Origin of the sequence: Streptomyces sp. NPDC046887, assembly GCF_040644755.1 — a bacterium.
GTDB lineage: Bacteria > Actinomycetota > Actinomycetes > Streptomycetales > Streptomycetaceae > Streptomyces > Streptomyces lichenis.
Genome location: NZ_JBEYXH010000003.1, coordinates 14,451 through 36,902, shown reverse-complemented (window position 1 = coordinate 36,902; position 22,452 = coordinate 14,451). Strand labels below are relative to the sequence as shown.

Here is a 22,452-nt window from a genome sequence, read left to right as displayed (position 1 = left end):
GGCAGGCATTCCCGGGACGGCTCCGCGGCTCCGCGGCCCAGGGGTCAGGGACGGGGATAGGCGTGCGTCAGCAGGACGTCCGCCTTGGCACCGCCCTCCGGCCGGGCCGTGCAGGAGGCGTCCATCACATAGGCCTGCACCTGGGCCGGATCCTGGGCGTGCGGGAGGACCACCAGATAGGCCGGCGTCCCGCCGTAGTTGCCGCGCTCGGCGGCGAGCGCCGCCTCGGTACGGCCGGTCCCCTCCTGCACACACGGCGGCACGGCCACGTCCTCGGTACGGAAGGTCGAGGGCGCCTCGGCGCTGCGCGGTGCCTTCGAGGACTCCGGGACGTTCTCCCGCTTGCTCTCACCGGAGGTGCTCAGCAGGCTCTTGACCTGGTCGCCGACCGGTGCGCCCGCGAAGGTCTGCTGCTGGGCGGAGGCCGCGGAGCGGTCGGCCTGGGCGGTCGGGCCGTTGTCCGAGGGCTGGATCGCCTGGAGCACAAAGACGCTCAGCGAGACCGCGGCCACACCGAACAGGGCGCCCAGGACGGCGGTTCGGCGGCGCCGTGCCGGGTGCGGGGAGCGGCCCGGTCCCGTGGCGGAGGAGGACCGGCCGACCGGGCGGTCCCCGGAGCGCGGTCGCCGTTCCGCACGCGCTGCTGTGGCAGCCGTCGGGGTGGGCGATGTTTCACGTGAAACATCGCCGGTCGCTCGCGAGCCCTGAGCGCCGGTTCCGGCCTCCTCGGGGTCGGAGGGGGCGGTCGCGTCCAGCAGTGCTTCGGCCGCCAGCGCCGCGTCGATGCGCCCGGCGATGTCGGCGGGCATCCGGGTCGGTCCGGGCAGGGTGCCCAGCAGCCCGCGGATCTCCTCCAGCGAGGCCCGTACATCGGAGCACAGCTCGCAGCCATCCACATGCGCCCGGATGCCGGCGGTGCGGGACGGGGCGAGCAGCCCCTCGGTCAGATCGGAGATCTCCGAGACGTCCGGGTGCCGGGTCGTGTCGGTCGTGGATGTCATGTGCGCCCACCTCCGCCCTTCACTGCTGCAGGATCGTGCGGTCCCGCATCCCTAGGTCCCGATGCCGGTGGGACGGATGTCCCTGGCGTCCGGTTCCTTCCCCGGTCGGTGGGCGGGTTATCCCCGTTGTCCCCGCGCAGATGAGTGAGCATGGGCAGCAGCCGTGCCCGTCCTCGGGCGCAGCGGCTCTTGATGGTGCCCGCGGGGACCTCCAGGATCCGGGCGGCCTCCGCGACGGGGTATCCCTGCATGTCGACCAGCACCAGTGCCGCGCGCTGCTCGCTGGGCAGACGGCCCAGCGCCGCCAGCAGCTCCCGGTGGAGGTCCTGCCGTTCGGCGGGTGCCTCGGCGGACTCATGCGGCTCCAGCAGCTGTTCCAGTCGCTGGGTGTCGTCCACCGGGGAGGTCCGGCGGGAGGCGGCCTTGCGCGCCCGGTCCAGACAGGCGTTGACCGTGATGCGGTGCAGCCAGGTGGTGACGGCGGACTGGCCGCGGAAGGTGGCAGCGGCGCGGAAGGCGGAGACCAGCGCGTCCTGCACGGCGTCCGCGGCCTCCTCCCGGTCTCCCAGGGTCCGCACCGCCACCGCCCAGAGGCGGTCGCGATGGCGGCGTACCAACTCGCCGAAGGCATCGGGATCACCGGCGACATGGCGCGCCAGCAGGTCCTTGTCGTCCACGTCGCCCAGGTCGTCGGCGTCCATCGAAGAGCCCCCTCCCTGGCGGGTCATGGCGAGCGGCTCAGCCGGTGAAGCGCACGTCGGCGACGCCCTGCTTGTAACCCTCCGAACTGTAGCCGTCCCGGCCCGAATACGGCATCGCGGTGATCCACATCAGCACATAGCGGCTCTTGACCGGCTTGTCCGCCTTCAGGTCCAGCGTGGTGCCGCTGGTGGTGCCCTGGGCGATCTCCGTCAGACCACCCACCGGGTCCCCGGCGCCGCCGGCCGGCTGCAGCGAGTCGGTGGCATAGAGGCTGACCGTGGTGCGCGGACCGCCGTACCGCAGGGCGAGGGAGGCGGCGGACACCTCCTTCTCGGCGCCCAGGTCGTAGACGATGCCCACGCCCTTCTTCACCTGCGGGACGAGCTCGGGCCCGTCCAGGTAGTACTTGGTGCGCCAGTGGCTGCTGCTGTCGCCGTCGTAGGTCTTGGTGACATCCGCGGCGTTCTGCGGGGTGCCGTCCGGGGCGTACTCCTGCGCGCTCTCGACCCGCAGCGGTACCGGCACCTTCGGCTTCTTGTCGTCCGTGCCGCCGCCCGTGGTGGTGGTCGTGGACTGCCCGGGGTTGGGCTCGTCCGCGGTGTCCTGGCGGTCGAGGAGCTTGTCGGCGATCTGCCAGCTGCCCAGCCCCAGGGCGGCGATCAGCAGCGCCGAGACCGCCCACTTCAGCGCCTTGCCGGTGCGCGAGCCCAGCGGCGGGGGCGGAACCGGCGGCATCGCGCCGGCCTGCGGGCTGTGGTGCGGTGCGGAGCGTCCGTAGCCCTGCTGGTAGGTGGTGTGCTGGTAGTCGGCGGGGGTGGGGAACTCGGGCTCGGGCGGGCGGATGCGGGGCATCGCCGCGACCGCCTTGGCCAGTTCGTCCGGGCTGGTGCAGGGCTGCTCCTGCCGGGAGGCCGTGGCGCCGTCGTTGATCAGGGCGCGCATGGCGATCTCGGAGAGACCCCGGTGCACCCCGGCCCGGACCTGGTCGGGCGGCAGCAGGCCCACGCCCTTGGGCAGCCCGGACAGCCCGTGCGCGTTCTGCTCGTAGGGCCACCGCTGGGTCAGCGCGGCGTACAGCAGAGCGCCGATGGCCTCGGTGTCGGTGCGCTGGGGGTGCTCGGCGGTGATACCGCGCAGTGCCGCGTTCACCGCGAGACCGCGGATGCGGTACTGGCCGGTGGAGCTGCGGAGCACGGCCCCGGGGGTGAGCCGGAGATGGGCCAGTCCCTCGCGATGGGCGGCCGCCATGGCTTGGGAGACCTGGCTGACCAGCTGGTAGGCGTCATGGGCGGCCATCGGTCCGGCCGCGAGCAGGTTGGTCAGCTCGGTGGCATCCGGCAGCCACTCGTGGACCACATAGACCAGCTCGCTGTCCTCCACCGCGTCGAGGACCTGGACGAACCGGGGGTCTCCCAGCAGGGCCGAGGAGCGGGCGGCGGCCAGCACCGAGCGGGCCCGGGGGTGGCTGGCGGGGAGGGCGTGGACGCCGACGGCCCGGCGCAGCTTCTCGTCGACCGCCCGCCAGCTGCTGAAGCCGTCCAGACGGGTGACGCACTCCTCCAGCCGGTAGCGTCTGGCGATCTTGTAGCCGCTGTGCAGCTCGGGGCCGGTCGCGGCGGGCCGCTCGCCCTTGCCGCGATCCTCCGCACCGGCATCGGCGGTGGTGTCCCCCGCCTGGTCCTGCGCTTGCGCCACCCCGTCGGTCGCAGCCTGCCCCGCCTTCGCGGTCAGCGGTTCGTCACCGCTGTTGTCGGCCACGTCGACGGCAGCCGTGCTCCGTTCCGCCACCGTCGTTCCTGCCTCCCCATCCGTAGCGCCATGTCCCACAGCCAAGCCAATTGTGCCCACAGTCCGGTGCTATGCACGACACGCGGCCCCCGGCGATGGTTGTGCTGCGGGCCCGGGTACGGTTCGCCCGGTCAGCGGCCGAGACGGCCCCGGACCATGCCCACCAGGGTGTTGAGCTCCGCGATGCGCATCTTCCGGGCCGCCACATAGAAGACGACCAGCAGCACCAGTCCGCCGGCGACCAGCGCGATCAGCGAGCCGCCGGCGCCCCGGCCGAGCAGTTCGAGGAGGGCGAAACCGGTGGCACCGCTGAGCACCGCGGCGGGCAGCGAGGCCATGCACAGCCGGGCGTAGGTCCGGATCACCTGGGCGCTGTCCAGGTCGCCGCCGAGCCGGTTGCGCAGCCGCCGCCAGGCGATGCCGACGCCGACCGCGTACGCCAGGCCGTAGGAGCCCGCCATGCCGACGACCGCCCAGCGGGCGGGGAGCACCAGGTAGCAGGCGAAGGAGGCCGCCGCGTTGACCGCGGCCACGATCACCGTGTTGTAGAAGGGGGTGCGGGTGTCCTCGTAGGCGTAGAAGCCGCGGAGCACCACGTACTGCACCGAGTAGGGGATCAGGCCCAGGCCGAAGGCCATCAGGATGTAGCCCATACCGGTGGCGGCCTCGGTGCCCGCAGAGGCGTAGAGCAGGGTGGACATCGGTAGGCCGAGCGCCAGGAAGCCGAAGGCGACCGGCACGATCGCCACGGCCGAGTTGCGCAGGCCCTGTGAGATGTCGTCCCGGACGGCGCCGGGGTCGTCGTCGTGGGCGGCGCGGGAGATCCGCGGCAGCAGCGCGGCCATCACCGAGACGGTGATGATGGCCTGCGGCATGCCCCAGATGAGCTGGGCGTTGGAGTAGGCGAGGAAGCCGGTGCCGTCCATGCCGGAGGTCTTGCCCGCGGCGGTGGCGAGCTGGGTGACGACCACCACGCCGGCCTGGTTGGCCAAGACGAAGAGGACCGTCCACTTGGCCAGCTTCACGGTCTTGCCGAGGCCGTGGCCCTTCCAGTCGAACCGGGGGCGGAACCGGAAACCGGCCTCCCGCAGATAGGGCAGCATCGCCAGTGCCTGGACCACCAGGCCGAGCAGGGTGCCGATGCCGAGCAGCTGCACGCCTTCGGCCGGGATGGTGTCCACGCCCATCTTGGACTCGGACGAGGTGCCGTACACCCAGATGAACAGCCCGAAGGTGAAGATCACCACGATGTTGTTGAGGACCGGGGTCCACATCATCGCGCCGAACCGGCCGCGGGCGTTGAGGATCTGGCCCATGACCACATGCACGCCCATGAAGAAGATCGTGGGCAGGCAGTAGCGGGCGAAGGTCACCGCCGCGCTGTTGGCGGCGACATCGTCCGCGATGGTGTCCGACATCGCCTTGACCAGCAGCGGAGCCCCGATCACGGCGATGGCGACGATCACCCCGAGCGCCACCATGACCAGGGTCAGCAGCCGGTTGGCATAGGCCTCGCCGCCGTCCGCGTCGTCCTTCATGGAACGGACCAGCTGCGGTACGAAGACCGAGTTCAGTCCGCCGCCCACGGTGAGGATGTAGATCATCGTCGGCAGGGTGGCGGCCACGGTGTAGGCGTCACCGAGCAGGGCGGCGCCGAGCGCGCCGGTGATGACCAGGGTGCGGGCGAAGCCGGTGAGCCGGGACACCAGGGTGCCGGCCGCCATGACGGCACTGGACTTCAGCAGCCCGGAGGCGCGGCCACCGGACTTCTTCGGAGCGGGTGCCGGCGCCGGGGCGGCCTCCGGCTCGGACGGCGCGGGCTGCCCGCCCTGGCCCTGCTGGTCGCGGTAGAGGTGGGCGAAGGCGTCCGGCTCCGGCTGCTGCTCCCCGGCGCGGGTGACCAGGTCGTCCACGCCGGTGAACTGCACGGTCCGGGCGTCGTCGCCGTACGGCAGGTGCCGGGACGGCCCGTCCGGCTCGGGCGGCGGGGTCTGCGCCCAGACCCGGGGGTCGGGCGCGTACTGCGGGGCCTCGGGCTGCTGGTACAGCGGTTGCGGCTCCTGGTAGGTGCCCGGTGGCGGCGGGGGGTGGGCGGCCCGGTCGTACAGTGCCTCGCCCACCGGGTCCTGCGCGGCCAGATCACGGTTGCCGTAGGGGTCCTGGTCGTAGGCGTGCTGGAGATACGGGTCCGGTGCGGCGGGCGGGTGCTGCTCCGACTCGGGAGCCGGCCCGCCGTAGGGCGTGCTGCTCCCGCCCGCGCCCTGACCGCGGTCACCGTCGTACGGCGCGTTCATGGTCTACCCCACCTCATCGTCCCCGGCCGACCGGCCACGACATCGCTCAACGGTCCACTTTCTCACCCTGGCCCGGTGCGTCGGCGCTTTGTGCGGCGGTGTCCGGCGCAGGGTCACTCGGCTGCGCCCGGCCGGAGCCCGGAACCGCGGGGGCGTCGCTCCCGCCGGCGGGCGGGCTGTCCACCGGCTCGCCACCGTCCGCACCGTCGCCGCCGTTGCCCGCGGGACCGTCCGGTGCGCCCGGTGCCGGCGCTCCGTCACCCTCCCCGCCGTCGGCCGCGACGGTCTTCTTGCGCCGGGAGTACATCCGGACACCGGCCAGCACCAGCAGCAGGAATCCGCCGGCGATGACCAGCATCACGGTCGGGGTGATCTCGGAGACCTTGGCGGTGAAGGTCATCGGCTTGCCGTACGGCTTGCCGTCGGCGGTGTAGAGCTGGGCCGTCATCGGGACGGGGCCGTTGGCGTTGGCGGAAGCGGTGAACTTCACCGACTGGCTGTGGCCGCCGTCGATCCGCACCGGCAGCGTGGCCACCGTGTCGTCGCCGTTGAGCTTCAGGCGGGTGGGCTTGGTCGAGGTCAGCCTCAGGGTGAGCCGGTCGATGCCCTGGACGAGCTGGTTCTGCACGGTCACCGGGATGGTGGCGCTGCGCCCGGACAACGTCAGATCGGACTTGTCGATCAGCTGCACCTCGGCCGTGAGGTCCTTCAGATGCCGCAGCACCCCGGCGCGGTAGTCGCTCGCCGCCTCGCCCCGGCCGCGCCAGGAGGTCGACATCCCGCGGTCGATGGCGTTGCCGAAGGGGGTCACCACCCGGTCCGGCTGGGTGAGGATGCCCGCGAAGTCGTCCAGGGTCTCCTGGGTCACCCGGACATCGTGGTAGGCGGCCACCGGGAGCTCCCCGCGGCGCAGCTGCCCCGGATAGCGCCGACTGCCGGGCACCTTGATCGCCGCGTCGGGGTCCGGCTTGGCGGCGGCGGCCGCGACCAGGTCGCTGGGCTGGCTCCAGCGCTGCGCGGAGAGCCCGCGCAGCGCGGTCGCCATCGACTGGGCCTGGGCGGCGGTGGGCATGCGCTGCGGGGCGACGACGATGCTGCGCTGCTTGCCGGGCTGCTGGTGGGTGAGGACCAGGGTCTGGGCGAGGAACTGCTGGACCGCGAGCGTGGCGGTGTCGGCCCGGGTCATATCGCCTTGGAAGGCGGTGGAGAGCGAGGCGTCGGAGACGACGGCGGTGGTCCCGCCGCCGATGGGCCGGGCGGCGTTCGGCGCGTAGGGGAGGTCGTCGCGGAGGCTGTCGCCGCGGGCGATGACCTTGTCGGCGCCGGCCGAGGTGGCCACATCGACGATCGAGGGGTCGACGGCTCCGTCGACCGGCCAGGCGAAGTCCACCGAGGGCTTCACATGGAGGATGGTCTCCACGGTGGTCTCGGCGACGTCCGTGGCGGGCCGCAGATGGCCCAGCGAACCGGAGACCTCCCTGCCGCGGTGGGCGAGCGAGGCCAGGTCCGGGTCGCCGTAGGGCAGGGCGACGACCTTGCGCCCCTGGACGGCCTTCTGCAGGGAGTCGAGCCACTGCTCGGCACGGGCCTGCTGCTTCCCGGGGACGCGCTGGTCCCCGTTCTTCACCTGGTAGCTGTTGGCCATCGCCTCGACCGTGGCGAGCAGGTCCGGGTCGACCACCCAGGTCACCGGCAGCTCGGCGCCCAGGGAGACGAGCCGCTCCAGCCGTCCGCCGGGCGCCAGCTCCTCGGCCAGCTTGTCGTCCTCGAAGACCGGCGTCTGCTGGTCGTCCGTCCCGGTCTCGGCGGAGAGGTGGGCGGAGGAGATCAGCGGCCAGAGATAGGTGAGCTGGGTCTTCTTCTCGGTGGCCTCCGGCTGCCAGGGCAGGAAGGTCCGCTCGATGCCGAGGACCTGGTCGTAGGGCTCGCTGGGGGTCCGCCCGGTCAGCGAGACGCCCAGCTGGTAGGCGCCCTCGCCGTCCAGGCCCAGCTTGTCCACGGGGACGCTCAGGCTGAAGTCATGGCCGATACCGGCGGGCAGCCGGGGGATCTTCACCGTATAGGCGCCGCCGAGCGCCTCCCCGTCCGAGCCGGGCCGGAAGCCGGAGCGCTTGGCGAGGGAGTCGACCTGTCCCCGGCTGGACATCCGCGAGCCGACCCGCAGGTCGACCACCGCGTCGCTGACCGTCTCCTTGCCCCGGTTGGTCACGGTGCCGCTGATTTTGAGGGTGTCGCCCTCCGTCGGGGCGCTGGGCGTCAGCGTGTCCAGAGACACATCCACGGACCGCTGGTCGGAGGCCTTGGCGGCGGCCGGGGCCGAGGGCACCGCCACTGGGGCCGCGGCCGGTGCGGCGTGCGCCGGCGGTACGGTCAGCAGCGCGGCGAGCAGTGGAGCGCCGGCCAGGGCGGCGGCCGTCCGCCGTACCCACCGCCGGGCAGGCGAGGGACCGGCCCCCTGGAGATCTGCCGCCTCGGCCACGTGCTCGCCCGTCCTCGTCTGTCGGTCGTCTGCCGCCGTCGCACCGGCCGCGCCCTGGCGTGGCGCCGGTTCCTTGCGTCCAGGCATGGTAACGAGGAGCGCCGCCGCCGAGTGCCGCGGACTGCTCCACCTGATCGGGCCGGGGACACCGCGACCGCGCGAAATCCGGGCCACCGGCCCGGACAGCGGCACGTACCCTTTTCTGTTGTGCCGAACGCCAACGAAGAGACCCCGAACACGCTGAGCCAGGTGCAACGCCGCGCGGTCAGTGAACTACTGCGTGTGTCCCCTGTCGCCGACGACCTCGCCCGCCGCTTCCAGGATGCCGGGTTCAGCCTGGCGCTGGTCGGGGGTTCGGTACGGGACGCCCTGCTCGGCCGGCTCGGCAACGACCTCGACTTCACCACCGACGCCCGCCCCGAGGACGTACTGAAGATCGTCCGGCCGTGGGCCGACTCGGTGTGGGACGTCGGCATCGCCTTCGGTACGGTCGGCTCGCAGAAGGCCGGCTACCAGATCGAGATCACCACCTATCGCTCCGAGGCCTACGACCGGACCTCGCGCAAGCCGGCGGTCTCCTACGGCGACTCCATCGAGGACGACCTCGTCCGGCGGGACTTCACGGTGAACGCCATGGCCGTCGCCCTGCCGCAGAAGGAGTTCATCGACCCGCACGGCGGTCTGGACGATCTGGCCCAGCGGGTGCTGCGCACCCCGGGCACCCCGCAGGAGTCCTTCTCCGACGATCCGCTGCGAATGATGCGGGCCGCCCGGTTCGCCGCCCAGCTCGACTTCGAGGTGGCCCCCGAGGTCGTCGCCGCGATGACGGAGATGGCCGACCGGATCGAGATCGTCTCCGCCGAGCGCGTCCGGGAGGAGCTGAACAAGCTGGTCCTCTCCACGAACCCCCGCACGGGGCTGGGACTGCTGGTGGACACCGGCCTCGCCCAGCGGGTGCTGCCGGAGCTGCCGGCCCTGCGGCTGGAGCGGGACGAGCACCACCGCCACAAGGACGTCTACGAGCACTCGCTCACCGTGCTGGACCAGGCGATCGACCTGGAGGAGGACGGCCCCGACCTGGTCCTGCGGCTGGCGGCGCTTCTCCATGACATCGGCAAGCCCCGCACCCGGCGCTTCGAGTCGGACGGTCGGGTCTCCTTCCACCACCACGAGGTGGTGGGGGCGAAGATGACCAAGAAGCGCATGACGGCCCTGAAGTACTCCAACGAGATGGTCAAGGACGTCTCCCGCCTGGTGGAGCTGCATCTGCGCTTCCACGGCTATGGCACCGGGGAGTGGACCGACTCGGCGGTGCGGCGCTATGTCCGGGACGCCGGTCCGCTGCTGAACCGGCTGCACAAGCTGACCCGCTCGGACTGCACCACCCGGAACAAGCGCAAGGCCAGCGCGCTCTCCCGGGCCTATGACGGGCTGGAGGAGCGCATCGCCCGGCTCCAGGAGCAGGAGGAGCTGGACGCCATCCGCCCGGACCTGGACGGCAACCAGATCCAGCAGGTGCTGGGCATCACTCCCGGCCCGGCGGTCGGCAAGGCCTACGCCTTCCTGCTCGACCTGCGGCTGGAGAACGGCCCGATGGGGTACGACGAGGCCGCCGCGGCACTGAAGGAGTGGTGGGCCGCCCAGGGGTGAGCCCCCGGCGGGGGCGATGTTTCACGTGAAACATCGCCCCCGGCCCGTATAGCCGGCTGATGTTTCACGTGAAACAATCAGCCGGCCTCCCGCGCGCTGTGGCGCCGCAGCAGCACGGCGACTGTCGCGTACAGCGCGGTGACCAGCAGGATCAGCGGTGCCGAGCGGCCGTCCGGCGGCAGCAGCGGGACCGAGACCGCGGCCGCGGCGACAAAGGCCGTGTTGAACAGCACGTCGTACAGCGCGAAGACCCGGCCGCGCAGGGCGTCGTCCACACCGGTCTGCACGGCCGTGTCGGTGGCGATCTTCACCCCCTGGGTGGTCAGCCCCAGCATGAAGGCGGCCGCCAGCATCGGGGCGAGCGCGAAGGGCAGCCCGAGCGCCGGGGTCAGCACCGCCGCGGCCGCGGTACACACCACCGTCCAGCCCGCCGGCCCCCGTCGGCCGATCCCCCACGGGGAGAGCACCGCGGCCGCGAAGAAGCCCGCCCCCGAGACGCCCACCGCCAGCCCCAGCAGCGCCAAGCCCCGCGACTCGGTGGACGACCAGGCATAGCGGCAGAGCATCAGCACCATGACGGTGAGCGAGCCGTAGCAGAAGCGCACCACCGTCATCGCGGCGAGCGCCCGGGCGGCCCGGCGCCGCTCGGCGAGATGGCGCAGCCCCTCCAGCAGTCCGCGGACCGTGGAGAGCAGGGCCGCGCCTACCCGGGGCTGCACCTGCTCGGGGTCCGGGCCGAGCAGTTCCCGGCCCAGCCGCAGCGAGCCGAGCGCGGAGCAGAGGTAGAGCACGGCGCCCACCAGCAGGACGGCCGCATCCGAGTCGGCCCCCGCCAGCCGGACGGCGAAGGCGATCCCTCCGCCCGCGGTGGCGGCCAGGGTGCCGGCGGTGGGGGACAGCGAGTTGGCCACCACCAGGCGCTCGGCGTCCACCACCCGGGGCAGCGCGGCGGAGAGCCCGGCCAGCACGAAGCGGTTCACGGCCGTGACACAGAGCGCCGAGGCGTAGAAGAGCCAGTCCGGCACCGAGGCCAGCACCAGCAGGGCGGTGGTGCCGGCCAGCACGGCCCGCAGCAGATTCCCGTACAGCAGCACCTGGCGCCTCCGCCAGCGGTCGAGCAGCACCCCGGCGAACGGGCCGAGCAGGGAGTACGGCAGCAGGAGCACCGCCATGGCGGAGGCGATGGCCGAGGGGGAGGCCTGCTTCTCGGGCGAGAAGACCACATAGGCGGCCAGTGCCACCTGGAAGAGCCCGTCCGCGCACTGGGAGAGCAGCCGTACGGCCAGCAGCCGGCGGAAGTCCCTCAGGCGCAGCAGTACGCGCAGATCACCCACGGCGGACATGGCGACAAGGGTCACATACGGCGAAGGTCCCCGGGCGGCTGCCACGGGGACCTTCGACTGGCGGGTACGCCGTCATCGAGACGCCGAGATCAGCGCTCGACCTCGCCCTTGATGAACTTCTCGACGTTGGCGCGGGCCTCGTCGTCGAAGTACTGCACCGGCGGGGACTTCATGAAGTACGAGGACGCGGAGAGGATCGGGCCGCCGATGCCCCGGTCCTTGGCGATCTTCGCGGCGCGCACCGCGTCGATGATGACACCCGCCGAGTTCGGCGAGTCCCACACCTCCAGCTTGTACTCCAGGTTCAGCGGGACGTCGCCGAAGGCACGACCCTCCAGGCGGACATAGGCCCACTTGCGGTCGTCCAGCCAGGCCACGTAGTCCGAGGGGCCGATGTGGACGTTGTTCTCGCCGAGGTCCCGGTCCGGGATCTGCGAGGTGACGGCCTGGGTCTTGGAGATCTTCTTGGACTCCAGCCGCTCCCGCTCCAGCATGTTCTTGAAGTCCATGTTGCCGCCGACGTTCAGCTGCATGGTGCGGTCCAGGATGACGCCCCGGTCCTCGAACAGCTTCGCCATCACCCGGTGCGTGATGGTGGCGCCGACCTGCGACTTGATGTCGTCGCCGACGATCGGGACACCGGCCTCGGTGAACTTGTCCGCCCACTCCTTGGTGCCGGCGATGAAGACCGGGAGCGCGTTGACGAAGGCGACCTTGGCGTCGATGGCGCACTGCGCGTAGAACTTCGCCGCGTCCTCGGAGCCCACCGGCAGGTAGCAGACGAGGACGTCCACCTGCTTGTCCTTGAGGACCTGGACGATGTCGACCGGCTCCTCGGCGGACTCCTCGATGGTCAGCCGGTAGTACTTGCCCAGACCGTCCAGGGTGTGGCCGCGCTGGACCGTGACGCCGCTGGAGGGCACGTCGCAGATCTTAATGGTGTTGTTCTCGCTGGCGCCGATGGCGTCCGAGAGGTCCAGGCCGACCTTCTTCGCGTCCACGTCGAAGGCGGCGACGAACTCCACGTCCTTGACGTGGTAGTCGCCGAACTGGACATGCATCAGACCCGGCACCTTGGCCGCCGAGTCGGCGTCCTTGTAGTACTCGACGCCCTGCACCAGCGAGGCGGCGCAGTTGCCCACGCCGACGATGGCTACGCGAACCGAACCCATTCCGGTTGCTCCCTGTGTTCTCTGAAGGCCCGCCTGGCGGCGGGTCTCACTTGTCGGTGTCGTCGGACGGATCCGGCCGGGTACTGCCCCCGTGCCGGGGCAGGCCGCCCGTGTCTGAGGATGTGTCGTCCTGCCGGGCGGGACGACCGGGGGTGGTGGGCCGCTGGTCGCGACCGGCCCGCTCGCTCTCGATGAGCTCGTTGAGCCAGCGCACCTCGCGCTCCACCGACTCCATGCCGTGCCGTTGCAGCTCCAGCGTGTAGTCGTCCAGGCGCTCGCGGGTACGCGCCAGGGAGGCGCGCATCTTCTCCAGGCGCTCCTCCAGGCGGGTGCGCCGGCCTTCCAGCACGCGCATCCGCACCTCGCGCTCCGTCTGGCCGAAGAAGGCGAAACGGGCGGCGAAGCTCTCGTCCTCCCAGGTGTCGGGCCCGGTGTGGGAGAGCAGCTCCTCGAAGTGCTCCTTCCCCTCCGCCGTCAACCGGTAGACGATCTTGGCGCGCCGGCCCGCGAGCGACGCGGCCAGGGCCTCCTCCGGGGCGCTGCCCGGTTCCTCGATCAACCAGCCGTTTGCGACCAGCGTCTTGAGGCAGGGGTAGAGCGTTCCGTAACTGAAGGCCCGGAAGATGCCGAGCGAGGTGTTGAGCCGCTTGCGCAGCTCATAGCCGTGCATCGGCGCCTCGCGGAGCAGGCCGAGGACGGCGAACTCGAGGATGCCGGAGCGTCTGCTCACCCGTCTTCTCCTCACTCCGCCGCCGCGCTCTGTGCCGCTCCGTGTGTCCACGTATCGGCGCGCTATGCCGTTCCGATGTATCGGATCGATACATCCCGACGATAGATGTGGCCCGGGAGGGCGACAAGGGCGACCCGGGTGAGCGGCGTCACATACGCGGTTCGCAGTAAGTGACTTGCCTGATTTGGGGGGAACTTCGGTCCCCGGGGGTTTGGCGGCCTGCGTAGTCTGTGCGGCATGCACACCACTGGGAACCGTGTGGCACCGGGAGGCGTCTTCTCCTCGGGTGCAGTGCGGATGAGCCCCGACATGTGCTCGTCCGTATCCATGTCGGGGGACCGGAACTCAAGAGCCGCTTCCAGGCCCGCGGGCCTGCCCGAGGAGTAGTCGTTCGATGAGCGAGCACCGTCGCAAACCGCCGCAGCCGCAAGGTGGCGGTCGTGCCGCGGCCAGACGAGCCGCCCAGCAGTCCTCCGGACGCCGGGCGGCTCCCGGTCATCCGGCCGGCGCCTCCGGGGCGCCGCACGGGTCGTACGGCGAGGAGCCGGCCTTCGGCAGCCGTGCCGAGGCCCGCCGGGCCGCTCAGCGCGGCGGTGGCCGCCGCCGGGGCGCCGCGGCCGCGGGCGGTCCTCCCGGGAAGAAGCGCCTGATCGACTACCCCCGGGCCGGCAGGCACGGCTGGCGGCGCTGGACGCCGTCCTGGAAGCTGGTCGGCGGGCTGTTCCTCGGGTTCGTGGGGTCGGTGTTGGGCGCCTCGGTGATCGCCTACGCCTGGGTGGACCTGCCGAACATGGCGAACACCGCCAAGGCGCAGAACAACGTCTACTACTGGTTGGACGGCAGCCAGATGGCCGCGACCGGTGGCGAGATCAACCGGCAGAACCTCAAGTACGACGACATCCCCAAGGCGATGCAGGACGCGGTCATCTCCGCGGAGAACAAGAGCTTCTGGGACGACTGGGGGGTGGACCCCAAGGGCATCGGCCGCGCCTTCTACAACATGGCGACCGGCGGCGACACCCAGGGCGGCTCGACCATCACCCAGCAGTATGTGAAGAACGCCATGCTGGACGACCGCAGCCAGACCGTCTCCCGTAAGGCCAAGGAGCTCTTCATCTCCCTCAAGGTCGGCCAGAAGGTCTCCAAGGAGGAGGTGATGGCGGGCTATCTCAACACCTCCTACTACGGCCGGGGCGCCTACGGCCTCCAGGCCGCCGCCCGCACCTACTACAACAAGAGCGCGGACGACCTCGACGCCAGCCAGTGCGCCTTCCTCGCCGGACTGCTCAAGGGCTCCACCTACTTCGACCCGGCCGGTGCGCCGGAGATCGACCCCAAGGGCGCCACCCCGGAGGCCAACACCAAGCGCGCCACCGAGCGGTGGAGCTGGATCCTGGGCCAGATGGTGCAGGACGGAAGCCTGGAGGCCACGGACCGGGCCAAGTACACCAAGTTCCCGATGCCCTACCCGCCGAAGAAGGAAGCCAAGCTGGGCGGGCAGATCGGCTATCTGGTCGACCTGGCCAAGGCCAACTTCATCAACAGCAACGGCCAAGGGATCACGGCCAAGGACCTCGCCGAGGGCGGCTACGAGATCCACACGACCTTCGACAAGAAGAGGGTCAAGCTGCTGGCGGAGTCGGTCAAAAAGGTCTACGACAAGCACATCGACCCGGAGAAGCGCCCGGACACGGACACCCACGTCCAGTTCGGCGGCGCCTCGATCGACCCGAACACCGGCGCCATCGCCGCCATCTACGGCGGCCAGGACGCCACCAAGCACTTCACCAACAACGCCGACAAGACCGGTGCCGCGGTCGGCTCGACGTTCAAGCCGTTCGTGCTGGCCGCCGCCATGCGGGACGGGGTGCGCGACCCGGCGGGGGGGCCCGAGCAGGGTCCGGAGAGCCGCAAGATCATCGACCCCGACACGGCGATCTACAACGGCGACAACAAGCTGAAGATCAAGAACTTCGACGGCAGCATCTGGCACGACGAGAACGGCAAGGAGTGGCTCCAGGCCAACGACGAGAAGAAGGACTACGGGCCGATCGACCTGCGTGAGGCGATGGTCCACTCCGCCAACTCGCCGTTCGTGCAGCTCGGCATGGACATCGGCATCAAGCAGGTCCGGCAGGCGGCGATGGACGCCGGTCTGCGCGAGGACAGCCTGATCGGCGCCGATGTGCCGTCCTTCTCCATCGGCATCTCCGACCCCAGCGCCATCCGGATGGCCGGGGCCTACGCCACCTTCGCCGCCAACGGCAAGCAGCGCGAGCCGTACTCGGTGACCAAGGTCGAGAAGCTCGGCGAGATCATCTACCAGCACGACGACAGCGGGGCCCGCCAGCCCTTCTCCAGTGCGGTCGCCAGCAATGTCACCGATGTGCTCCGGGACGTGGTCAAGGAGGGCACCGGCACCAACGCGGCGATCCCCGGGCGCCCGGTCGCCGGCAAGACCGGTACCACCGACGGCAACAAGTCCGCCTGGTTCGTCGGCTACACCCCGCAGCTGGCCACCGCCATCGACATGTACCGGCTCGACGACGACGCCTCCAACAAGAACCGCCAGTTCGAGGAGATGTTCGGCACCGGTGCCCAGCCGAAGATCCACGGCTCCTCGTTCCCGTCGCAGATCTTCCAGTCGTACATGTCCGCGGCGCTCAAGGGCGAGAAGGTGATCCAGTTCCCCAAGCCTGGGGACCTGGACGCCGACAGCTTCTACGGCGGCGGCGCCAAGAGCCCTGAGCCGACGCCGACCAAGGAGGAGCCGAGCACCAGCCCCTCCCCGAGCGACTCGCCGAGCACCAGCCCGTCCCCCACCCCGTCCAAGGAGCCGAGCGAGGAGCCGTCGAGCCCCGAGCCGACCGACGACTGCAGTCCCTTCGACCCGAACTGCGACGACGGCGACAACGGGGGCGGCGATCCCAACGGCGGCCAGGACGGCGGTGCCGTCGACGGCGGGGCCACCGACGGCCAGAGCGACGGTGGAGCCACCGACGGCGGGACGATAGACGGCCAGACGGGCGGCCAGCCGAACGGCGGTCAGGCCAATGGTGGCCAGGCCAACGGCGGCCAAGCCAACGGGGGCCAGGCCAACGGCGGTCAGGCCAACGGCGGTCAGGCCAACGGGGGCCAGGCCAACGGCGGCCAGGCCAACGGAGGCTGGCTGGCCGGACGGGACGGCTGATCCCACCCCGCCGGGCGGACCCCTCGCCCGTATCGCGTCACCGGGCCGCCGCGCCCCGCGTACCGCACCGTCACCGGTCGGACCGCGGGGCACGGCGGCCCTCGCCGTACTCACGGCCGTACCCGGGCCCAGGCCGCCGCGCCGGGCCCGGTCCCCAGGCCCGTACGGCAGGATGTCCCCCATGCCGATCCCGGAGAAGACGACGAGCGCGCACCGCGACCGGTCCGAGGTGGCCCCGACCCGGCATGACGAGGTCGCCGCCGCGGGCAGCGAACTGGTCGGCGGGCGCTTCGGCCGCTGGGCGCGGCCCGGGGCGTCGGCGCTCACCCCGGTACGCGTCGTCGCGCTGACGGCGATCGGGATGTTCGCCCTCGGCATGGTGCAGAAACTGCCCTGCTACAACTGGGCCTGGTTCCGCGGCACCAGCTCCCAGTACACCCACGCCTGCTACTCCGACATCCCGCACCTGTTCGTGGGGCGCGGCTTCGCCGACGGGCTGGTGCCGTACGTCGACCGGCTCGGCGGCGATATGCAGTACCTGGAGTACCCGGTGCTGACGGGGCTGTTCATGCAGGTCGCGTCCTGGCTGACGCTGCCGTTCGACGGCGACCTGATGTACCGCGAGCAGATGTACTGGCTGGTCAACGCCGCCCTGCTGATGGCCTGCACCGCGGTGCTCGCGGTCTGCACGGCCCGCACCCACCGGCGCCGCCCGTGGGACGCCCTGCTGGTCGCCCTGGCGCCCGCCCTCGCGCTCACCGCCACCATCAACTGGGACCTGCTCGCGGTGGCGCTGACCGCGGCCGCGATGCTGATGTGGTCCCGCGGCCGGGCGCTGGCCTGCGGAGTGCTGCTGGGGCTGGCCACCGCCGCGAAGTTCTACCCCTTCCTGCTGCTGGGGCCGCTGCTGGTGCTCTGCTGGCGGGCGGGCAAGTGGCGGGCGTTCGGCGCGGCGCTGCTCGGCGCGGTCGGCGCCTGGCTGGCGGTCAACGTCCCGGTGATGCTGCTCGCCCCGGAGGGCTGGCGGAAGTTCTACAGCTTCAACCGGGAGCGCGGGATCGACTTCGGCTCGTTCTGGCTGATCATCACCCAGCGCAGCGGTACGGAGATCACCGCCGGGGCGGTCAACGTCTACGGGATGCTGCTGGTGCTGCTGGCCTCCGCCGGGATCGCCGTGCTGGCCCTGGCCGCGCCGCGCCGGCCGCGCTTCGCCCAGCTGGCCTTCCTGCTGGTGGCGGCGTTCATCCTGACCAACAAGGTCTACTCGCCGCAGTATGTGCTCTGGCTCATCCCGCTGGCCGCGCTGGCCCGCCCCCGGTGGCGGGACTTCCTGATCTGGCAGGGCTGCGAGGTGCTGTACTTCCTCGGCATCTGGATGTACCTGGCGTACACCTCCAGCGGCGAGAAGCAGGGCCTGCCGACGGAGGGCTACCAGTTCGCGATCGTGCTGCACCTGGTCGGGACGCTCTATCTGTGCGCGGTGGTGCTGCGCGACATCCTGATGCCGGAGCGGGACCCGGTGCGCCGGGACGGCTCCGACGACCCCTCGGGCGGTGTCCTGGACGGCGCCGAGGACGCCTTCACCCTCAGCGGCACCCTGGGCCGGGACTCCTACGCCGCGCCGATGCTCCAGGGGCCGCGGGTGGACTGGGGCGCGCCCCGGGAGTGACCGGGCCCCGGTACGTACACGCACGGCGGCGGCGCGGCTCCCGAGGGGGCCGCGCCGCCGTTCCTGTGCCTAGCGCTCGACGATGCGGTCATACTGGGTGGTGGTGTGCCGCAGATGGGCGACCATCTCGTCGCCGACCCGGGGCTCCTGCGCGTCGGCGGGCACGAACAGGATGGACACCTGCATGTGCGGGGGCTCGGCGAACCAGCGCTGCTTCCCGGCCCAGACGAAGGGCGAGAGGTTGCGGTTGACCGTGGCCAGACCGGCCCGGGCGACGCCCTTGGCGCGCGGCATCACCCCGTGCATCGCCTTGGGGGCCTCCAAACCCACCCCGTGCGAGGTGCCGCCGGCGACGACGACCAGCCAGCCCTCGGAGGCCGTCTTCTGCTGCCGGTAGCCGAACCGCTCGCCCTTGGCGACCCGGGTGACGTCCAGCACCGCGCCGCGGTACTCGGTGGCCTCGTGGTCGCCCAGCCACAGCCGGGTGCCGATCCGCGCCCGGAACCGGGTCTGCGGGAACTGCTGCTGGAGCCGGGCCTGCTCCTCGGCGCGCAGATGGCTGACGAACATGGTGTGCAGCGGCAGCCGGGCCGCGCGCAGCCGGTCCATCCAGGCGATGACCTCCTCGACGGCGTCGGTGCCGTCGGTGCGGTCCAGCGGCAGGTGCAGGGCGAAGCCCTCCAGCCGTACGTCCTCGATGGCCGCGTGCAGCAGGTGCAGGTCCTGCTCGCTGATGCCGTGGCGCTTCATCGAGCTCATGCACTCGATGACGACCCGGGCGCCGACCAGCGCGTGCACCCCGTCGACGGAGGACACCGAGCGGATGACCCGGTCGGGCAGCGGGACGGGCTCCTCACCGCGCCGGAACGGGGTCAGCACCAGCAGGTCGCCGCTGAACCAGTCCTTGATGCGGGCCGCCTCGTAGGTGGTGCCGACGGCGAGGACGTCGGTGCCGAGCCGGGCCGCCTCCTCCGCGAGCCGCTCGTGCCCGAAGCCGTAGCCGTTGCCCTTGCAGACCGGAATCAGCCCGGGGAACTGGTCGAGCACGGTCTTCTGGTGCGCCCGCCAGCGAGCGGTGTCGACGTAGAGGGAGAGCGCCATGGCCGGGACTGACCCTTTCTCAGAGCTGCGGTGTCGTGGATACGGGAAACGGGGTGCGGGATGCGTCGGCGGTGCCGCCGCGCGGTGATCGCACGGGTGTGCGGTGGTGCGGCAGTCCGTACGAGACTACGGGGCCGGTGCGGTCAGCGGCGCGACATGTAGATGTCGAGCGCCTTGTGCAGCAGCTTGTTCAGCGGGAAGTCCCACTCGCCGATGTACTCCACAGCCTCGCCGCCGGTGCCGACCTTGAACTGGATGAGGCCGAAGAGGTGGTCGGTCTCGTCCAGCGAGTCGGAGATGCCGCGCAGGTCGTAGACGGTGGCGCCCATGGCGTACGCGTCCCGCAGCATCCGCCACTGCATGGCGTTGGACGGGCGGACCTCGCGGCCGATGTTGTCGGAGGCGCCGTAGGAGTACCAGACGTGCCCGCCGACGACCAGCATGGTCGCGGCCGACAGGTTCACGCCGTTGTGGCGGGCGAAGTAGAGCCGCATGCGGTTGGGGTCCTCGTTGTTGAGGACGGTCCACATGCGCTGGAAGTACGACAGCGGGCGCGGCCGGAACCGGTCGCGGACGGCGGTGATCTCGTAGAGCCGCTGCCACTCCTCCAGGTCGTGGTAGCCGCCCTGGACGACCTCCACGCCGGCCTTCTCGGCCTTCTTGATGTTGCGGCGCCACAGCTGGTTGAAGCCCTTGAGGACCTCGTCCAGCGAGCGGTTGGCCAGCGGCACCTGGAAGACGTAGCGGGGCTGGACGTCGCCGAAGCCGGCGCCGCCGTCCTCGGCCTGCTGCCAGCCCATCTTGCGCAGCCGGTCCGACACCTCGAAGGCGCGCGGCTCGATGTGGGTGGCCTCCACGTCCCGCAGCCGCTTGACGTCGGGGTCCTGGATGCCGGACTTGATCGCGCCGGCGTCCCAGCGGCGGATCACCACCGGCGGGCCCATCTTCACCGAGAAGGCGCCCTGCCGCTTGAGGTGCGCCAGCATCGGCTGGAGCCAGTCGTCGAGGTTGGGCGCGTACCAGTTGATCACCGGGCCCTCGGGTAGGTACGCCAGGTACCGCTTGACCTTGGGGAGCTGCCGGTAGAGCACCAGCCCGGCGCCGACCAGCTGCCCGTGGGCGTCGAACCAGCCGAGGTTCTCCGAGCGCCACTCGGACTTCACATCAGCCCATGCGGGGACCTGGCAGTGACTCGCCGCCGGCAGGCTCTGGATGTACGCCAGATGCTGTTCTCGGCTGATGGTCCTCAGGGTCAGGCTCATGCGGGGCGCTCCTCGGCAGGTGTGTCCCCATGGGTTCAGGGGCTCCGGCTCTCGCGCCGAAGCCTACTGGCACCGGGGAGCGCCCTCACGGGGCCGTGCGCCGGACGGGGATCGCGCCCGGTCCCGCACGGTCCCCGGGCGGCGGATCCGCCCGGGGACCGTCGGTGCACGGCGTACGCGACGGGACGGGGATCAGCCGAGCACGCCGCCGAAGAGGCCGCCGTGCGCCAGACCCAACCCGAGGCCGAGCGCGGAGGCCCCCATGCCGATGATCAGGCCGGTGCGCTCGCGGGTGGTCACGGAGACGTACTGGCCGTACGCACCGGCGACCACGCCGATCAGACCGGTCCAGGAGCTGATCAGGTGCAGGCTGTGGAACTGGGCCGTCACGAACGCGATGGCGCCGAGCACCAGGGTCACCGCCATCAGGGTGTCCTGGAGCGGATGCGGCTTGCCGTCGGTGGCGAAGAGGGACGAGGAGGGATGACGACGGGGTCGTTGGAATGCCTGGGCCATGGGGCACCTCCTGGCTCGCAGCAGCGCGGCGCCCGGTAGCGGCGCACACACCCGTTGTGTACAGAGTGGGTCCCCTGCGCTGGGGATTTCAACCGGAAGGCGCTGTGCGGGTACTCTGAACGGTCTGCACCGGTATCCCGCCATGCCCGAAAGCAGTCATCGCCCTCATCGGCGGTGCCTGTCAGTGGCGGCGGCTACCGTTGCGCACGCATCACGACCCTCCTGCCACGGAACGACCGTGGCCGCTGAGTCCAAAGGAGGTGGGTTCCACATGCGTCACTACGAGGTGATGGTCATCCTCGACCCCGATCTGGAGGAGCGCTCTGTCTCCCCCCTGATCGAGAACTTCCTCTCCGTCGTCCGTGAGGGCAACGGAAAGGTCGAGAAGGTCGACACCTGGGGCCGTCGTCGTCTCGCTTACGAGATCAAGAAGAAGCCCGAGGGCATCTACTCGGTCATCGACCTGCAGGCCGAGCCTGCGGTCGTCAAGGAGCTCGACCGCCAGATGAACCTGAACGAGTCGGTCCTCCGGACCAAGGTCCTCCGCCCCGAGACCCACTGAGCCTCCGGCTCACGGTCGTCGGGTCCGAGTAGCAGCAAGCAGCCAGCAGCAATCCCGCCGAGAGGTACCCCATGGCAGGCGAGACCGTCATCACGGTCGTCGGCAATCTTGTCGACGATCCCGAGCTGCGCTTCACCCCGTCCGGTGCGGCGGTCGCGAAGTTCCGCGTCGCGTCCACTCCCCGCACCTTCGACCGCCAGACCAACGAGTGGAAGGACGGCGAGAGCCTCTTCCTCACCTGCTCGGTCTGGCGCCAGGCGGCGGAGAACGTCGCCGAATCGCTCCAGCGAGGCATGCGCGTCATCGTGCAGGGCCGGCTGAAGCAGCGGTCCTACGAGGACCGTGAGGGCGTCAAGCGCACGGTCTACGAGCTGGACGTCGACGAGGTCGGCCCCAGTCTCAAGAGCGCCACGGCCAAGGTCACCAAGACCACCGGTCGAGGTGGCCAGGGCGGCTACGGCGGCGGTGGCCAGCAGGGCGGCGGCGGCAACTGGGGCGGTGCCCCGGGTGGTGGCCAGCAGGGCGGCGGAGCTCCCTCCGACGACCCCTGGGCCACCAGCGCCCCGTCCGGTGGCGGCCAGCAGCAGGGTGGCGGCGGCTGGGGCGGCAGCTCCAGCAGCGGCGGCGGCTACTCGGACGAGCCCCCCTTCTAGGCCCGAAGGGGTCGTACGGCTCCCAAGGTCGACGGCTCCGAGGGCCGAGGGGAAGCGGGCTCGTAACCCCACTTCTTGATCACACAGGAGAAACACCATGGCGAAGCCGCCTGTGCGCAAGCCTAAGAAGAAGGTCTGCGCGTTCTGCAAGGACAAGACCGCGTACGTGGACTACAAGGACACGAACATGCTGCGGAAGTTCATTTCCGACCGCGGCAAGATCCGTGCCCGTCGCGTGACCGGCAACTGCACGCAGCACCAGCGTGACGTCGCCACGGCCGTCAAGAACAGCCGTGAGATGGCGCTGCTGCCCTACACGTCCACCGCGCGCTAAGGAGAG

Annotated in this window: 17 protein-coding genes; 6 read left to right on the top strand and 11 right to left on the bottom strand. The window is 71.1% G+C overall.

The window, feature by feature from the left end:
- Positions 1-44: 44 nt before the first annotated feature.
- The 5 genes from ABZ945_RS04885 to ABZ945_RS04865 all read right to left on the bottom strand — a co-directional run bounded on the left by ABZ945_RS04885 (position 45) and on the right by ABZ945_RS04865 (position 8,264).
- Positions 45-1,001, bottom strand: coding sequence for a hypothetical protein (locus ABZ945_RS04885; RefSeq protein ID WP_361263949.1), 957 nt, complete (start codon positions 999-1,001; stop codon positions 45-47).
- The gene (sigM, locus tag ABZ945_RS04880; protein WP_361263946.1) at positions 998-1,702 is read right to left on the bottom strand and encodes an RNA polymerase sigma factor SigM; all 705 of its coding nucleotides are present in this window, start codon (positions 1,700-1,702) and stop codon (positions 998-1,000) included. Before sigM ends, ABZ945_RS04885 begins: the two co-directional genes overlap by 4 nt.
- 37 nt (positions 1,703-1,739) lie before the next feature.
- The gene (locus ABZ945_RS04875; protein ID WP_361263943.1) at positions 1,740-3,491 is read right to left on the bottom strand and encodes a protein kinase family protein; all 1,752 of its coding nucleotides are present in this window, start codon (positions 3,489-3,491) and stop codon (positions 1,740-1,742) included.
- A gap of 131 nt (positions 3,492-3,622) precedes the next feature.
- Entirely contained in the window at positions 3,623-5,785 is a 2,163-nt protein-coding gene (murJ, locus tag ABZ945_RS04870; RefSeq protein WP_361263940.1) for a murein biosynthesis integral membrane protein MurJ, read from the bottom strand.
- Between the two features lie 46 nt (positions 5,786-5,831).
- The gene (locus ABZ945_RS04865; RefSeq protein WP_361263938.1) at positions 5,832-8,264 is read right to left on the bottom strand and encodes a DUF6049 family protein; all 2,433 of its coding nucleotides are present in this window, start codon (positions 8,262-8,264) and stop codon (positions 5,832-5,834) included.
- A 207-nt stretch (positions 8,265-8,471) separates the two neighbouring features.
- Between ABZ945_RS04865 and ABZ945_RS04860 the strand changes: the two genes are divergently transcribed.
- A complete protein-coding gene (locus ABZ945_RS04860) occupies positions 8,472-9,914 on the top strand; it encodes a CCA tRNA nucleotidyltransferase (protein ID WP_361263934.1) in 1,443 nt (480 codons plus the stop codon).
- A 77-nt stretch (positions 9,915-9,991) separates the two neighbouring features.
- On the opposite strand, the gene ABZ945_RS04855 is transcribed toward ABZ945_RS04860, so the two are convergent.
- The 3 genes from ABZ945_RS04855 to ABZ945_RS04845 all read right to left on the bottom strand — a co-directional run bounded on the left by ABZ945_RS04855 (position 9,992) and on the right by ABZ945_RS04845 (position 13,159).
- Positions 9,992-11,257, bottom strand: coding sequence for an MFS transporter (locus ABZ945_RS04855; protein WP_361263932.1), 1,266 nt, complete (start codon positions 11,255-11,257; stop codon positions 9,992-9,994).
- Between the two features lie 89 nt (positions 11,258-11,346).
- Positions 11,347-12,429, bottom strand: a complete 1,083-nt coding sequence (locus ABZ945_RS04850) for an inositol-3-phosphate synthase (RefSeq protein WP_361263929.1) — start codon at positions 12,427-12,429, stop codon at positions 11,347-11,349.
- Positions 12,430-12,475: 46 nt separating this feature from the next.
- Positions 12,476-13,159: a PadR family transcriptional regulator gene (locus ABZ945_RS04845; RefSeq protein WP_361263926.1), complete on the bottom strand. Its 684-nt coding sequence runs from the start codon at positions 13,157-13,159 to the stop codon at positions 12,476-12,478.
- Between the two features lie 394 nt (positions 13,160-13,553).
- Between ABZ945_RS04845 and ABZ945_RS04840 the strand changes: the two genes are divergently transcribed.
- Together ABZ945_RS04840 and ABZ945_RS04835 are read left to right on the top strand one after the other, a co-directional pair.
- A complete protein-coding gene (locus tag ABZ945_RS04840; RefSeq protein WP_361263923.1) occupies positions 13,554-16,349 on the top strand; it encodes a transglycosylase domain-containing protein in 2,796 nt (931 codons plus the stop codon).
- A gap of 181 nt (positions 16,350-16,530) precedes the next feature.
- Positions 16,531-18,018, top strand: a complete 1,488-nt coding sequence (locus tag ABZ945_RS04835) for a glycosyltransferase 87 family protein (RefSeq protein WP_361263920.1) — start codon at positions 16,531-16,533, stop codon at positions 18,016-18,018.
- 69 nt (positions 18,019-18,087) lie between these two features.
- Here the strand turns inward: ABZ945_RS04835 and ABZ945_RS04830 are convergent, their stop codons facing one another.
- From ABZ945_RS04830 to ABZ945_RS04820, 3 genes are all read right to left on the bottom strand, one after another.
- Entirely contained in the window at positions 18,088-19,119 is a 1,032-nt protein-coding gene (locus ABZ945_RS04830; protein ID WP_361263917.1) for an alanine racemase, read from the bottom strand.
- 143 nt (positions 19,120-19,262) lie between these two features.
- Entirely contained in the window at positions 19,263-20,381 is a 1,119-nt protein-coding gene (locus tag ABZ945_RS04825) for a peptidoglycan bridge formation glycyltransferase FemA/FemB family protein (protein WP_248631496.1), read from the bottom strand.
- 192 nt (positions 20,382-20,573) lie between these two features.
- On the bottom strand, positions 20,574-20,897 hold the full coding sequence (locus tag ABZ945_RS04820) for a hypothetical protein (RefSeq protein WP_248631497.1): 324 nt from the start codon (positions 20,895-20,897) through the stop codon (positions 20,574-20,576).
- Between the two features lie 271 nt (positions 20,898-21,168).
- Between ABZ945_RS04820 and rpsF the strand changes: the two genes are divergently transcribed.
- The 3 genes from rpsF (at position 21,169) to rpsR (ending at position 22,446) form a co-directional block, all read left to right on the top strand.
- Positions 21,169-21,459 carry a 30S ribosomal protein S6 gene (gene rpsF, locus ABZ945_RS04815; RefSeq protein ID WP_093655579.1) on the top strand — a complete coding sequence of 97 codons (291 nt, stop codon included), beginning with the start codon at positions 21,169-21,171 and terminating at the stop codon, positions 21,457-21,459.
- A gap of 71 nt (positions 21,460-21,530) precedes the next feature.
- The gene (locus ABZ945_RS04810) at positions 21,531-22,112 is read left to right on the top strand and encodes a single-stranded DNA-binding protein (protein WP_361263911.1); all 582 of its coding nucleotides are present in this window, start codon (positions 21,531-21,533) and stop codon (positions 22,110-22,112) included.
- Between the two features lie 97 nt (positions 22,113-22,209).
- Positions 22,210-22,446, top strand: a complete 237-nt coding sequence (rpsR, locus tag ABZ945_RS04805; protein ID WP_005315025.1) for a 30S ribosomal protein S18 — start codon at positions 22,210-22,212, stop codon at positions 22,444-22,446.
- Positions 22,447-22,452: the final 6 nt, after the last annotated feature.